Origin of the sequence: Xanthomonas sp. WHRI 8932A (assembly GCF_035012785.1) — a bacterium.
Lineage (GTDB): Bacteria > Pseudomonadota > Gammaproteobacteria > Xanthomonadales > Xanthomonadaceae > Xanthomonas.
Map to the genome: position 1 here is coordinate 131,684 of NZ_JAYGQQ010000003.1, position 13,304 is coordinate 144,987.

The following is a 13,304-nucleotide window of genomic DNA, read 5'->3' on the forward strand; positions in this document are numbered from 1 at the left end:
CGACTCACTGCAGGGCGCGCGCGTCTTCGATGGCTTCGCGCATTTCGAACTCGATCGGTCGTACGTACAGGCTGATGCGTGCCGGCGAATTCGGCGTCACCCGGATACTGAGCACGGAGAAATGCCCTTGTTGCTCGGCATCGTCCATGCCGAAGGCATCCAGCCAGCGCGCCAGCGCAGCCAGTTGCCGGGGGCGCTCGGCCAGGCCGAGTTTGAGCAGATCCAGAAAGCGCGCCGGCAGGTCCGGAATGGCAGCGAGCAGGACTTCCAGTTTCAACTCCGCACCATCGGGCGCATCGCGCAGGCCGATCAGCACACCACCGGCCGGCAGTTCGAACCGCCCGCCCAGGGCGACGCCAACCACGCGCATCAACCCCGGCAATTGATGGCCGATGCCAAGCCGGTTCATCAACGGGCCCAGTCCATTCACCGCCAATGCGCCGCGATGTAAGAACGTCACCCGCTGACTACCGGTATCGCGCTTGCAGCCGATCGAGGTGAAGATCGGCACCAGTCCGGGAAGTTCGTCGCAGGCCAGCTTGGTCAAGCGCGACAACGCGGGCGCCAAGGCATCGATCTGATTGGGCAGCAGCTCGTAGTAGATCTTGGTGGCGTAGAGCCCATCCTGATCGAACGCGCTACCGAACCAGGCGCCGTAGTTCATCCAGCTCAAGCCGCCGAAGCCGCGCCATGCTTCGCTGCGCCTGTCGAACCAGCGCAAGGCATCCTGGCCGAAGATCGGCGCGATCAACCTGCGTGCCTCGCGGGTGGCTTCATCGCGTCGTGCGACCGGTGAGGCCTCCGGGCCCAACGGTTCGATGGTGAAGCGCAGCAGGTTGGGTTCGGATTCGGAAAACGAGGGTTCGTAGGGCACCGCACCGGGTGTGAGCGAGTTGCGTGCGTACGACACATCGTCGTCGGGCAGGTAGAAGGTGCGGTCGATCAAGCCATCGACGTAGGGCAACGGGTCGCGGGTGCCCAGCGCCTTGGCCGCCGAACGCAGCGATTGACGGACCAGATGTTTGACCGCCTGCGGGCGATCGTCATGAGTGCGCATGCGCGTGCTCCTTACAGACCGGGCAGGCTGATGCCCGCCTGGTTGAGCAGATCGCGCGCGGCCTGCGGCATCTCGATCGGACGGCTGGTAATCACCGGCGATTCGGCTGGTTGTGCGTACTGCTCGACGCTGTTGTCCTGTACGCCGCCCACCGCAAGCCATTGTTCGCACGCCTGCAGCAGATCCCAATCGGTGGGATCGACGGTGGGTTGGTCGCTGCCGCGTAGCTGCGGGTTGGTGAGTGCGCTGATCGAAATGACTTCGCCATAGCGGCCTTCCAGGCGTTGTCGCGTATTGGCGATCCAGCGAATGATCACCGCACCGGCGCGGGCCTGGGTACGGAAGCGGCTGGTATTGCGCGGGCCTCCCAGGTAATTGGCGTTGACCTGGTCGATCACCTGCCACATGTCGCGTGCGCCGAACGCGCCACGCACTTCCGGGTCGCTGAGCAGGTCGCGGTATTCCAGGATCATCTGCTGCAACTCGGTGGCAGCGAAGTAGGCGATGCCATAGCCGCTACGCGACAGGCTGGCGCCCAGGTCGCGTGCGGCCTTGCGCACCTGCTCCTGCGAGACCGCCACCGGTACGTTGGTGCGCAGCATGCGGTCCACACTCAGTTGGCGTCCGAACGAAGACACCGCCGACAGGAAGCGCAACCACAGCTCGTTGAACTCGCGATTGGGTTCGTTTCCGTTCGGGTCGCCACCAGGTGCGCCGAAGCAGCGCATGTACAGGTCGCGGCGCTCGCCTTCGGTGATGCGTTCGGCGGCCGTCTTGTAGTAACGGAATAGATAATCGCCGGCTTTGCCGCGTCCCAGCGGCAACATGCCGCTGCGGAACAATTCGACGATGCGTTCCACCACCTGCGGCATCCGCGTCTCTTCCAGCATGTAGGCGAAGTAGATCGCCTGCACGGCGTTGAGATTCTCACGCACGATTTCCACATCGGTGGAATCTTCCAGATCGGGCAGGATGATTTCCATGGCCGACGGGGGCGCGCCGGCCACCACGCCGGTCTGCATCTCGTACCCGTTCTGCAGATGACTGGCCAGCCAGGCGTTATCGGCACCGATGCCGTTGCTGGCAAGCCGGCGCACGGTGGCGGCGAGATTGCGCGAACTCAACGCGCAGACGGTGTCTTTTGCGGAAGGTCGGAAATCGGTGTCGGTGCTGTAGCGGTCGCGTCGGTCTTCGGGATTGTCGTCGGGCCACTCGCAACCGACGATGTCCGCATCGATCAGCCCCGAGGCGATCTGCGACTGGATGGTGACCTGGTAACGCGGCACCAGTAGCTCGAAGGCGGCGTCGAACAAGGCGCGGTTTTCGCGGTACTCGCCTTGTGCGGCGCTGACGCGTTGCACGAATCCGCGCAGGCTGGCGTCGGTGTAGCCATCGAGCTGCAGCAGCCCGCAGATGCCGATGATTTCGCGCTCGTCGCAGCCAAGCGGGCCGCGTAATTCCTTGGGCGAGCGTTGCGAGCCGATCAGGCCGTATTTGTGGACGTTTTCCGTCGCACAGGCAAGTTTGTTCCAGTCCTTCTGTTGCTGGGTCGCAGTCACCAGCTGGTAGAACGGATCGACCACCACGTCGCTGGACAGCTTGGCCTTGATTTGCGCCAGTTCGTCGAGTTGCCGCGGACTGAGCCCGCCGCTGGTATCGGCAGTCTTGTCGATGGTCTGCAGCACCTGACGGCGTGCACGCAGTTCCTGGCGCTTCTTGGTTTCGCGCTCGCCGAGATCGACCAGCAGGATGCGATTCATGGTGTTCACTCCGGGATCGGACGGTTTGGGTGAAGGAGGTTTGCTGGAGGCGGTGCTGCTGGCCGCGGCCGCCTTGCTGCGACCGTTGGAGCGTGGTTTGGCTGCCGGGGCGACCGTCTTAGGGGTGGACTTCTTGGTAGTGCGCTGGGTCGCCATCGAACGTTCCTCGGCAGCGGGTGGGAGGTCAGGCCGCCACCGGCGTGGACGACGCCGGGACGGTGGGGGAATCGGCTGCGCTGTCTTCGTCGCGCAGTTGCAGGTCCAGATAGGCATCGAGCGCGCGGAGCGCCGCATGCGCATCGAGCACGCCGGCACCGCAGTCGGCGACGCCGGCACCGCCAAACGGGCGCGCGCTATCGCACAGCAACTGGCGGGCGGTTGCGCCATCCAGTGGCCAGGCGCGGCGTTGCGCGCGCGCTGCGAGCAAGCCGCACGCCGCCGCAACGAAGGGAGCGGCAAAGCTGGTGCCCGAGGCGCTCTGGTAGCCGTCCAAGGCACAGGTGCGGATATCGCGTCCCGGCGCGCACAGGGCAACGTGCGCACCGCGCGTGCTGAAGCTGGCGGGCACCAGGTGCGCATCGATACCGCCCACGGCGATCACGCCGTCGTGTGCAGCGGGATAAAAACGCTCATGCAGCCCGGAGTTGCCGCTGGCGGCCACCAGCACCACGCCACGTGCCAGCGCGTAGCGCACGGTCTCTTCATGCGGTGCGGGCGCATCCGGCAGCAATGCCGATTCCGGCGTGCCGAAGCTCATGTTGATGACTTTCACGCCCAGATCGATCAGACGCTTCATGCCGGCATCGATGTTGTCCAGCGCACCGACACCGACGCGGCGATCGCCAGCCTCCAGCGCGGCGCCCAGCACGCGTGCCGGGGTGAGTCCGCATGCGCCTGCGCCACCGGGTGCGATCTGGCGACCGCTGGCCACCAGGATGCCGGCACAACCGGTGCCATGGCCTACTTCGTCCTGCGGACGTTCGCCGGCACGGCGATAGTCGCCGACCAGCGACAACCCGCCGACCGTTGCCGGGTCCAGATCCACGCTGTCGAATCCTGCGCGCAAGTGTCCGGCCAGTTCGGGGTGCTGCAGCGCCACGCCGGTGTCGGCAAGGCCGATCAGCACCGCCGGATCGCCCGGTTCCAGTTGCAAAGCCTGCGGCAGACGAATGGCCTGTTGCGCCCAGCTCTCGTGTGCGGCCAGGTGCGCTGCCGGGCCCGCAAGCGTGCGCGGGGTGCTGCTCAGATAATCGGCACCGACCCGCTCCACGACCGGGATCTCGGCCAACGCCCGCAACAGCGCAGGCAGCCGGGCGCCATCGCGTAATTCCACCCGCAAGACCCGCGCGACGCCGCTCAGTTGTTCGATGGCATCGAAGCGCTGTGCGCCACTGCGGCGGCTTTGCTGGCGGCCCAGGCGCGCGCTATGCAGACGCACCGCGCGGAAGGCATCGCCGTGGTGACGCAACAGCCGGTCGATCGGCCCGTGGTCCACCGCGTCGCTCATCGGTGTGCCGTAACCCTGCACTGCACGCAGCCCCGGCAGATGCTCGGGCACTTCGCCTAGTCGCAGCGTCAGCAGCAGGCGGCGTGGCAACAAGGCGGCATGATGTGAGACGGTCATGTCTGCGCACTCCATTGACCAAGACTGCCTGCGCGCAATGGCACGCAGGCGCTGCGCCCATCCTCGAAGTCCAGCTGCGCATCGCAGCCGAGTTGGCTGGCCAACGGTGCCAGCACCAGCTGTCCGTCATCGGCCGAGACGATGGGAATGTCGATTCCCGCCGCACGCACCAGCGGTAGCCTGCCGCTGCGCAGTCCCGGTGCGCTCAGGTGCACACGCGTGCCGCTGTTGCCATCGCCATCGCTCGCCTGCACACGCGTCACACGCGGTGCTGCGGCACGTAGCAGCGCCTGTTGCAGGCGATTGACCGGCATCCGCGACAGCCGTGCGATGACATCGGCGCCCGCGGTTTCCTTGAGCTCGTTGAGCTGAGTAACGGTGCGCACTCCGATCCGTTCGAGCTGGCGTTGTTCCTCATCGGAGAACTGGTCGCCAAGCGCGGTCTTGAGACTGAATTCGGATTCGTCGGCGCGGAAATCTGCCGCGTTCTCTTCGATCATCGGTTTGGTGATCGTGGTCAACGCCAGCCGCACGGTACTGGCTTCGCTTTCGCCGGGACCCGCCGGGCGCAGATAGACATCGTCGTCGAGCATCTGCACGAACACGCGCAAATCCAGCGTCACGTCTTTCACCGCGAAGGTCAGCGGCAATTTGCCCACACGTGCCTTGATCGTCATCGCGGCCTGCGCCTTGTCCAATTGCTCGGTCAATGCCTGGATGAACAGGTCCAGTGGAACGCCAAGGGTTTGTAGCAACGGGGGCAGTTGCGCGCTCATGACTGTTCTCCCAGCTGCCAGACCACATGCAGTAGCGACGGCGCAGCGTTCCAGTGATTGATGGCGAAGCTGCGCGGCACATCGGCCAGCAGGCGGCAACCGCTGTCGCGCAGGATCGGGCGCAGCTCCAGCGGCAGGCGCATTTCCACATGCGTCAACTGCATGCCAGCGCGGTCTTCGATCGCCAGCAGGCCAGCGTGCAGTTCTTCCAGCAATCCGGACAGTTCGCGCAACATCACGCCGCTCCTTCAGCGGGCGATGGTGCAGCCGGCGGCGCCGCGGCGGGCGCGAGGTTACCGGCGGCGGCACGCATGGCAGGTGCGTTGCGTTGCACCAGCGCCACCTTGGCGGCATCTGCCAGGCGCTCCAGCGGCAATGTCTCGCTGACGAAATTGAGCTTGACCTCGCCGAACAGATCGGCGCGCACGTTCGATTCGTTCTGTGCATTGACCTGCAATGTCGACACCATGGTCGAGGTCTGCCCGGCATAACTGGAGGAGCCGCGCTCGCCCCAATTGTCTGCCTGCGCGGGATCGCTGCCGGTGGCATAGCCGACCTTGGCCACATCTTGTGCAGCGGCGCGAAACATCACCTTGCTGCTGATGCTGCCATCGCGCACCACCACCCGGTTCATGCCCAGCAGCACCATCGTTGCCAGCAGTTGCTGACGTTCGCTGCCGACCTTCAACCGCACCTGCGGCAGCACGCGTTGTTCGAGCAATTCGGCGGTGAGTTCCTCGTCGGCCAGCCCATAGTCGGCCAGCCATAAGGGTTGGCTGCCAGTCGTGCGTGGCACCAGCTCCGGCACGGTGCGCGCGCCGCCATCGGGGAGCAGCAAGACGATATCGCCGGGATAGTGCGTGGCCAGCCAATCGCGCGCCTGATTGAGCGAGACGTTGTCCTCGGTGAACTGATCCACCGTCTTGGACACCGCCGCCACCATGCTGGAATAACTTTCCATCTGGCGGATCGAGGCATCCACGATGGCGTCGAACGTGCCATGCACCAGTTGCGCGACGAAGCCCGGAAAATCCACCTCATTGACCATCGCACCGGTACGCCGCGCGATGGTCTCGGTCGCCTGAGGCTTGACCGTGGCCGTTGCGTCGCCAGCCGGCGGCGTTGCCGCGGTCGGGCCGGCCAGCGCACGCGCTGCCGCCGCAGTGGGGCGCTGCGGAAAGATCAGGTTGCGGTGGCCTGGAGCGCTCATGACCCGCTCAGCCCGCGACCACGGCGTCGGCCGGTTGCGCGACCCAGGTGTTGCTGCGCTCATGCCGCCCATCGCCGAGCAGACGCAAGGCGATCCGCGCCTGCGGGTTGCCCTGCGCGAGCCCGCTGAAGCGGTAGTCCACGATGACGGCCAGCGCCGCAACACCGCTCACTGCATCCGCATCTTCGATACGCGCCGTCACCTCGACGCCATGGCTCAGCAGGGGCGGGGTGCCGGCGGTGATGCGAACTTCGCCGACGCTGCCGTGATCGGCAACAAACTCCAGCGTGATCGGCAGCAGAGTTGCTGCACCCTCCAACGCCGGCCAGTCATCGAGCACAAGACGGACATCGATGGCGGCGTTGCCGGAATCGATCGGTGTGGAAACGGCAGGCTTGCGGCCTTCCAGCTGGTCGAGGGTCCAGCGACAAGCGCCCGCACTGCCGCGCACCACACTCATGCGGGTACCGGTCACCCGGCTGGGCGTCACTGGCTCGCGCTGTTCGCCGGTGGCAGACGTTGTCTCCAATGCCTGCGCACGCACCGACGCTGGCGGCCTGGCCAGGCGCAACTGAGCACCGCCAAGCGATGCGGCGTGCGTGCTCGCTGCCGGTAGGTACAGCACACGCCAGTCGCCATAGTCGTCGGCAGCCATTTCACCGAATGCGCTTGCAAATTCCTGGAACGGCAACCAGTCGGCATAGCCTTGATTGGGTGGGTTGAAGACGACCGGATCGTTGTCGAAGGTCTGCCGGGTATCCCAGGGATTGAGAATGTTGACGATTGCGCTCGACGGATCGGCCAGATCGCCAGAGATACCGCTGAGCACCACCGCATGCGGCGCACCCACGATGACCACCCATAGCGGGCCATGCCGGTTCAACCAGTCCGCCCACTGTTGCGGCGTGTGGTACAGGCTGGTGTTGGAAGGTTGTTCGATAGCGTTAAAGCCGTAGCGCTGTCTGACCGCGTCCAGCAACTCGAAGCTATAGGACGTCGACAGGGTGGTGCCGACCTCGTTGGCCAGCGTTTCCGGGTCGATCGACGCGTGGCGCCGATACGACAACAGCATTGCCATCGCCGCCGCCCAGCAAGCGTGCTTGTCCGGTTGCGCGATCAAGGGCACGTCGTATTCGTGGACGGGCGCATCGCTCAGCGAACGCGTGGACAACGACTGCGCAGTGGTCGGGTAGAGGATGCGCACCACCTCCGGATGGAAGCGTTCGCTGAAGGGAGCAGGCGCGCTGGCGCTGCCGCCGCCATCGCCCGCCATCAGCCAGCTAACGAGCTTGTCCTGGAAGCTCTTCCAGAGCCGGTCGGCAGCAAAAAAGCCGATAAACGCGCCCGGTCCACCGGTCCAGCGATCGGCACCACGGGTGTAGAACACGGTGGTGCCGTTGTCATCGCGGATTCCGAATTCACGGTGACCGCTCACTGGATGATCACCGGACCATTCGGTATGCACAGTGGTGAAACGCCAACGTGTCGGCTCTACCAGGCTTACGACAACCGACGCATTGTCGGGACCACCGATATTGACTTTGAAGACGGTACCGACGGGAGTGGACGACTCCCATCGAATGTCGTCCACACCGCTGTCGTACGGGATGAATTCGCTGTAGGCAGTATCGACAAAATCGTTGAGATGCAGTCGCAGGTGTTCAAGAACCTCAGGACCGCTCCAACCATCGGGTAGACGCTCGCAACGCACTTCATAACGGTCCAGGCTGAGTTCGCCCTGTGCATCTGCGATGCGCTGAACCGACATCCCGCGTGCGCTGACGGCCTGTTCCACCGCGGCCGGTGCGCGCCAATTGAACAGGTCGGCCCACTGCGGCGCGTAGCGCTGCGCGCGTTCGACATCGTCCGGCCCGATGATCAGTGCGCGCGCGTTGGTGGTGCTGCGTGGTGGTGCGGGTCGCGCATGCGGTGGGGACATTGCCTGCCCGGTCTGCATGGCGGAGCCAGACCGACGCGGCGTGGCGCCGTTCTGCGAGTCCTGTACGCCCAGCGAGAAGCTGACCGCCTGGCTCCAGTCCAGTGCTTGCTGGCGGATCCAGGCCAGCTTTGCGTCAGTCATGCGGCAACCCAGATTGGTCGTCGCGTCATGTTGGGCCACATGCACGCCGACCACGTGGGCACGCGGTGCCTCGGTGGTGTCGATGTAGTAGACCGGCGAGCCGCTGGTACCGCCCAACGACTGCACATCGTAGGCAAACGTGTCGTCTGTCGGGAGCTGACGGATACGCCCGCCGTGCATATGTTGGCGATCCGGGTCGATAACGGCATTGACCACGGTGCCTGCAGTGCTGCTATCGAGCGAACGCGCTGCATAGCCGCTCACGACGATCTGTTCTTCGCGCGATTGGGTCAGTTCTTCCAGAATGTCGAAGTACTGCGGGTAGGCAACCGCGTTGGCCTCCGGCACGCGAATCAGTGCCATATCGAAATCGCGTTGGGATGCGTTGTATGCGGGATGGATGACCCATGCATCCGAAGTGACCTGAAAGCGCCCGAACGGCTCGCTTTCGGTGGTTGTTCCTGCATCGTGTTTGCCGGGCACGATGATCAGCGCACGCTTGCCATCTACTACGTGGGCGGCGGTCAATAGCAGACGCGGCGCGATGAAGAATGCGGTGCCAGCCGGTTCTCCTTCATCGCTGTCATTAAGACGTCGCACCTGGCAGATCGCGCTGTAGGGCGCAACGGTGGTATTGACGACGCCAAACACCCAGCGCGCACTGCTGGCAAAGAACGCCAACTGCGCCAGCAGCGCTTCGCCCAACGTTGTGGGGCTGTCGTATTGATCGATCACGCGCAGTGCGTTGACTGGGGCCGAGCCATGACGTGGCGTCTGCGTCGAAGACGGCGCGCGCACAACTGGCGCCGAGCGTAGCGTCGGCACCGCCTGCGATGCCGGGCGCCAGCTCTGCGCGGCTGCGGTTGCTGCTGCGGTATCGGGCGATGGGGACGCGGCCGGCGTTGATGCCTCTGGTGACACGGTGGCGGCCGGCGTGGTTTGCGCGGGCGGCGTCGCGGAGGCAGGGGTTTGCCACAGCTCATCCGAGTACCCATCGCTGTAGCCGCCGCGGCCCGGATCGTTGGCTGGCGCAACTCCCGCCGCGGGCGCCGCGCCGACCACCGCATCGGCGCCCCATGCCAGCGACGCGCTGTCGCCGCCGTAGCCGTTGTTGCCATCGCTACGCGCGGTACGTCGCAGGCTGCGTTCGGTCAGCCCGGACAGCGAGACGTACATATTGCCACGATCGGGCATCTGCACCTCGATCGGCCGCGCGCGGTCGCGTTCGCTGTAGGTCGCCAAGCCAAAGTACAGCCGCGGCTGCCCGACAAAGCGCGCAACCACACTCGGCGGTACCAGATACATCGCATCGCGCCCCTTGGTGCCGGGCTGCACAAGACTGGAAAAGAACGTGCGCGAGGTGCGGCGGGCGCGGTTTTCCGGCTTGAGCAACTCCGGGTCGGTGGCCAGCCCGATTTCGAACAGCGGGGTGTCGCTGCGCACGCTGAAGCTCAGCACATTGAAGCGGTCGTTGACGCTGTCGCGGGTGGCGCGGATGCGGGCCATACGGAACTCCTAGCGGCGCTTGCGGGGTGGAAGAGCGGCGTGCGGCGGTGGCGTGGAGACGGGAGAAGCGGGCAGAGCTGCAGTGGGATTCGGTGCGCTGTCGATGTCGGTCGCGATGTGTTCCCAGAAGCGTTGCTGGGTGTCGATGCCGATACTCTCCAGATGGGGTTGCATGAAACTCATGGCCTGCTCGAGATGACGGAAGAACGTGCGTTCGCCGGATTGCACGTGCTCGATCGAGCCGCGCCATTCCCGTACCGTGTCGTCGCCGTCGCCACGCTCTCCCCAAACCCGGACGATGAAGGCGGCGGTTCGGTCCTCCAGCAGTGCCATGCCCGCGCTCCGGGTGAGGTGGATTCACGCTAGGCCGCCTGCATCACCGATGCATCACCGCCAGATCACCGGTGAATCACCGCGCCGTCTTCCTGTGTGATGCAGCAGTGATGCATCGCGACGTGCAGCCCAGGCAGCGTCGGTCCATACGCCTGGTTGCCGGGGCGCGTACGGGTTGGGAAAGGGACAGCATGGGCAAGCGATGGCGCGTCACCAGCTAGTCGCCACGGTGGCTCCAGCCGGTATCCCAGTCGGGCAGCGCAGGTTGCAGAGAGGGTCGGTCGCGCGCATCGCGCAGCAGCGGCACCTCGGTCGGGTCGCACGCCGGGACGGCGGCATTCGCCTTATGCGGCAGGCCGCACTTCGTACGCCATGCGCCGGGCTCGCCGATACTGCAGCAAGGCAGCTGCGCGCGATGGACCAGGCTGGTTGCAGCAGCGCGACGCCGCAACGAACACGCAGATACCTACGCGCTCGGCATCGGGCAGCGCGGCGGGCGCCAGTGTTGGAGAACTCAGGGTTCCAGGAACTGCAGGCTCAATTGCAGTTGCGCATCTGCCGCGGCCAGGCCACGACGTGCGTTTTCGATCAGCATCTGTGCGTGCTGGCCGGCGCTGTCGGCAAACGGGAAGGGGCGTGCAGCAGGTGAAGGCACCGTGTCTTCTACGCTCGTCCCGATGGCACCGTCGGCAATGCGGTGATAGAGCGTCATGGTCTCGCGCATCGGTTGGATCGCCAGCTCGCGCCGCAACAGCTCGCGGCAGCGCTCGAACTGGCATAAGGCATGTGCGCGTTGTCCGTTGAGCACAAACAATTGCATCAGTGCGCGGTGCACATCTTCGCGCAGCGCGTCGCTGTCCAGAATCGCTTGTGCATGCCGGATTCCTTCGCCGTAGTCGCGCCGGATCGTGGCGATCTGAACCAGGCGCCAGAGCGCGTTGAGATAACTGCGGCGATGTTTTTCGCGTTCGCGCAGCGCCCAATCGTCGGAGACATCCATCAGGATGTCGGAGCGGTACAGCGCGACGCCGCGTTGCAGTCCGGCGATTTCCGCCTCGGTCATCTGCTCGGGTGGCTTGCTCAGGCCTGGCGCGATGTCCTTGCTGAATTCGGCGACATCGAGCCAGACGTCCATCGGGCCATCCAGGCCGATCGCACCGCGCCGGTCGCACACGATCAGATCGCCGTGATCCAGTGGCGGGGACTCGACGATGCGGCGCAGGCGCCACAGGGCGGTATTGAACGATCCCGCCGTCGCGCCGGCATCGCGTTCGGGCCACAGGCTGGCAATGAGCTCGCTACGACTGAAATACCGATGCTGGCCGATGGCCAGATAGGCCAGCAGACTGCCGCAACGTCCGGAGACCGCAACTGCGCGTCCTTCGTCCTGGGCAACGGAAACCGAACCGAACAACCAGATCCTGAACATCCTCGCCATCCTCGCTCGAATGCAGCCAATGTCCATTCGGCACACCTACGCCTGCGGCCCCTTCCGCGAGCGCCCCATGGTGGGCAAAAAGTCCGATCCACACCGATACGAGACATCCCCTTGTTGTCCCGGCATCCCGTGCCGTAGGACGGCCGGCGTGTGAGGGCGCGATCATGCCACGGCTGTTCGCGCAGGCGTAGCGATGGCGGACAGACGGCAGTCGCGTGTCAACCGCGCAGCGGATGCGCTGCGTCAGCATCGCTGACCATGCAGTCGACATCCTGCGGTCGACACCATGCGACGATCGTCCTCCAAGGCCGTTTCCGGCGGCTGCACGCGACGGCTTCCCGGGCGAATGCGCGGCATCGCGCGCGGATTACCAGGCACGGCCTGCGCGGCCGTTTTCGACGGGGCGGCTGCGCGCGAAGGCGGGTAGGCGATGCGCCTGCGTATTGACAGTGATACCGACTGGAAAAACACTCATCAGCTTGTGTCGGCAAATTCGTCCGAGCGTCGCGGCCGCATCAGGCCTTACGCCGGTCTGATGTTCGATCTGCACGATCGCCATGCGCTGTAGGTCAGCTACACCGGCATCTTCAAACCACGGAACAACCGCGACCGTGGTGGCTGCTATCTCGCCCTGCTGGAAGGCAATCGCTACGAAGTCGGAGCCAAGGGAGTTCCAGGCACCACGTTGCGTGCGTCGCGTGCGCACGTCAGCGATAGACGGTGCATGCAGAGGGCGCATCTGCTTGCACCGTTTTCGCCAAGACGGCAGTGCTCAGCGCGGCTCGGCCACGATCAACCAGTTGTTGAAGGGCGTGTTGCCGTACAGCGGCGCGAAGGTCGCGCGCAGGCCGGCCGCATCCAGGTGGGCCTGCAGGCTGTCGCGGGTGGGGTAGCTGCGCGGCATGCGCTGCATCCAGCCGCTCAGATGCGCCAGCACGTCGGTCACGCGGCTGGTGCGTCCGCGGCCGCTGGCATCGCCCAATGCGCTACGAATCACCAGCTTGGCGCCGGGTGTGAGCATCTGCGCCACGCTGCGCAGCAGGCTGGCCTGCATGTCCGACTGCAGATATTGCAGCACGTCCAGAATGGTGACGCTGCCCTGATGCTGCGGCCATGCGATGCTCAGATCGACCACTTCGAACTTGGTATTGCCCAGATGGGAGCGTTGCGCGATGTGCTGCGCGCGGCGGATCTTGGAAGCATCCACATCCACGCCGTGATACGCCAGCGCCTGGCCATCGGCACGCAATGCATGCGCCAGCAAGCCCAGCCCGCAGCCCAGATCCAGCACCGGAGCAGTGGTGCTGCGCAGCTCGGCCAGCACACCGGGATACAACGGGTCGGTGCGCAGCTTGGCTTGCGTGTAGTAGTAATCGTAGCGGTTGCCGAGCGGATGCTTGGGCAGAAAAGCGCGTGCGATCGCCAGCGCTTGGGCGCGGCTCATCGGTTGGGTGGCGGTGCTGTGCAATGTCGTTCCTTGGCAATCAGGCGTGCTGCACGGCTAGCTTAGAGCCAGTCGC

At 65.2% G+C, this 13,304-nt stretch carries 11 protein-coding genes and 1 pseudogene; all 12 read right to left on the reverse strand.

Going from position 1 to position 13,304, the window contains the following annotated elements:
- Window positions 1-4: 4 nt before the first annotated feature.
- The 12 genes and pseudogenes from VC212_RS05735 to VC212_RS05790 all read right to left on the reverse strand — a co-directional run bounded on the left by VC212_RS05735 (window position 5) and on the right by VC212_RS05790 (window position 13,228).
- Window positions 5-1,057: a hypothetical protein gene (locus VC212_RS05735; RefSeq protein ID WP_055848303.1), complete on the reverse strand. Its 1,053-nt coding sequence runs from the start codon at window positions 1,055-1,057 to the stop codon at window positions 5-7.
- An 11-nt stretch (window positions 1,058-1,068) separates the two neighbouring features.
- Window positions 1,069-2,817 carry a hypothetical protein gene (locus VC212_RS05740; RefSeq protein ID WP_115528894.1) on the reverse strand — a complete coding sequence of 583 codons (1,749 nt, stop codon included), beginning with the start codon at window positions 2,815-2,817 and terminating at the stop codon, window positions 1,069-1,071.
- A 184-nt stretch (window positions 2,818-3,001) separates the two neighbouring features.
- Window positions 3,002-4,441, reverse strand: coding sequence for a S8 family serine peptidase (locus VC212_RS05745; RefSeq protein WP_323514733.1), 1,440 nt, complete (start codon window positions 4,439-4,441; stop codon window positions 3,002-3,004).
- Window positions 4,438-5,217 (reverse strand): hypothetical protein, encoded by a 780-nt coding sequence (locus tag VC212_RS05750; RefSeq protein WP_115513864.1) that lies wholly within the window; start codon window positions 5,215-5,217, stop codon window positions 4,438-4,440. The genes VC212_RS05745 and VC212_RS05750 overlap by 4 nt, the downstream gene beginning before the upstream one ends.
- Complete coding sequence (locus VC212_RS05755) at window positions 5,214-5,453, reverse strand: hypothetical protein (RefSeq protein ID WP_323514731.1); 240 nt, start codon at window positions 5,451-5,453, stop codon at window positions 5,214-5,216. The genes VC212_RS05750 and VC212_RS05755 overlap by 4 nt, the downstream gene beginning before the upstream one ends.
- Window positions 5,453-6,427: a hypothetical protein gene (locus VC212_RS05760; protein WP_323514730.1), complete on the reverse strand. Its 975-nt coding sequence runs from the start codon at window positions 6,425-6,427 to the stop codon at window positions 5,453-5,455. Before VC212_RS05760 ends, VC212_RS05755 begins: the two co-directional genes overlap by 1 nt.
- A 7-nt stretch (window positions 6,428-6,434) precedes the next feature.
- Window positions 6,435-10,013, reverse strand: coding sequence for a papain-like cysteine protease family protein (locus VC212_RS05765; protein ID WP_323514729.1), 3,579 nt, complete (start codon window positions 10,011-10,013; stop codon window positions 6,435-6,437).
- Window positions 10,014-10,022: 9 nt separating this feature from the next.
- Entirely contained in the window at window positions 10,023-10,346 is a 324-nt protein-coding gene (locus VC212_RS05770; RefSeq protein WP_323514728.1) for a hypothetical protein, read from the reverse strand.
- A 220-nt stretch (window positions 10,347-10,566) separates the two neighbouring features.
- Window positions 10,567-10,665: pseudogene (locus tag VC212_RS05775) on the reverse strand (4-phosphopantetheinyl transferase); the annotation flags it as partial.
- Between the two features lie 195 nt (window positions 10,666-10,860).
- Window positions 10,861-11,775: a BTAD domain-containing putative transcriptional regulator gene (locus tag VC212_RS05780; RefSeq protein ID WP_323514727.1), complete on the reverse strand. Its 915-nt coding sequence runs from the start codon at window positions 11,773-11,775 to the stop codon at window positions 10,861-10,863.
- A gap of 376 nt (window positions 11,776-12,151) precedes the next feature.
- Window positions 12,152-12,523, reverse strand: coding sequence for a hypothetical protein (locus VC212_RS05785; protein ID WP_323514726.1), 372 nt, complete (start codon window positions 12,521-12,523; stop codon window positions 12,152-12,154).
- Between the two features lie 33 nt (window positions 12,524-12,556).
- Window positions 12,557-13,228: a class I SAM-dependent methyltransferase gene (locus tag VC212_RS05790; RefSeq protein ID WP_055850271.1), complete on the reverse strand. Its 672-nt coding sequence runs from the start codon at window positions 13,226-13,228 to the stop codon at window positions 12,557-12,559.
- Between the last annotated feature and the right edge of the window lie 76 nt (window positions 13,229-13,304).

Bases quoted from the DNA above. Each gene is read 5' to 3' on its own strand.
- VC212_RS05745 (WP_323514733.1), bottom strand. From the start codon at position 4,441: ATGACCGTCTCACATCATGCCGCCTTGTTGCCACGCCGCCTGCTGCTG.
- VC212_RS05740 (WP_115528894.1), bottom strand. From the start codon at position 2,817: ATGAATCGCATCCTGCTGGTCGATCTCGGCGAGCGCGAAACCAAGAAG.
- VC212_RS05750 (WP_115513864.1), bottom strand. From the start codon at position 5,217: ATGAGCGCGCAACTGCCCCCGTTGCTACAAACCCTTGGCGTTCCACTG.
- VC212_RS05785 (WP_323514726.1), bottom strand. From the start codon at position 12,523: ATGCGCCCTCTGCATGCACCGTCTATCGCTGACGTGCGCACGCGACGC.
- VC212_RS05765 (WP_323514729.1), bottom strand. From the start codon at position 10,013: ATGGCCCGCATCCGCGCCACCCGCGACAGCGTCAACGACCGCTTCAAT.
- VC212_RS05780 (WP_323514727.1), bottom strand. From the start codon at position 11,775: ATGTTCAGGATCTGGTTGTTCGGTTCGGTTTCCGTTGCCCAGGACGAA.
- VC212_RS05790 (WP_055850271.1), bottom strand. From the start codon at position 13,228: ATGAGCCGCGCCCAAGCGCTGGCGATCGCACGCGCTTTTCTGCCCAAG.
- VC212_RS05755 (WP_323514731.1), bottom strand. From the start codon at position 5,453: ATGTTGCGCGAACTGTCCGGATTGCTGGAAGAACTGCACGCTGGCCTG.
- VC212_RS05770 (WP_323514728.1), bottom strand. From the start codon at position 10,346: ATGGCACTGCTGGAGGACCGAACCGCCGCCTTCATCGTCCGGGTTTGG.
- VC212_RS05735 (WP_055848303.1), bottom strand. From the start codon at position 1,057: ATGCGCACTCATGACGATCGCCCGCAGGCGGTCAAACATCTGGTCCGT.
- VC212_RS05760 (WP_323514730.1), bottom strand. From the start codon at position 6,427: ATGAGCGCTCCAGGCCACCGCAACCTGATCTTTCCGCAGCGCCCCACT.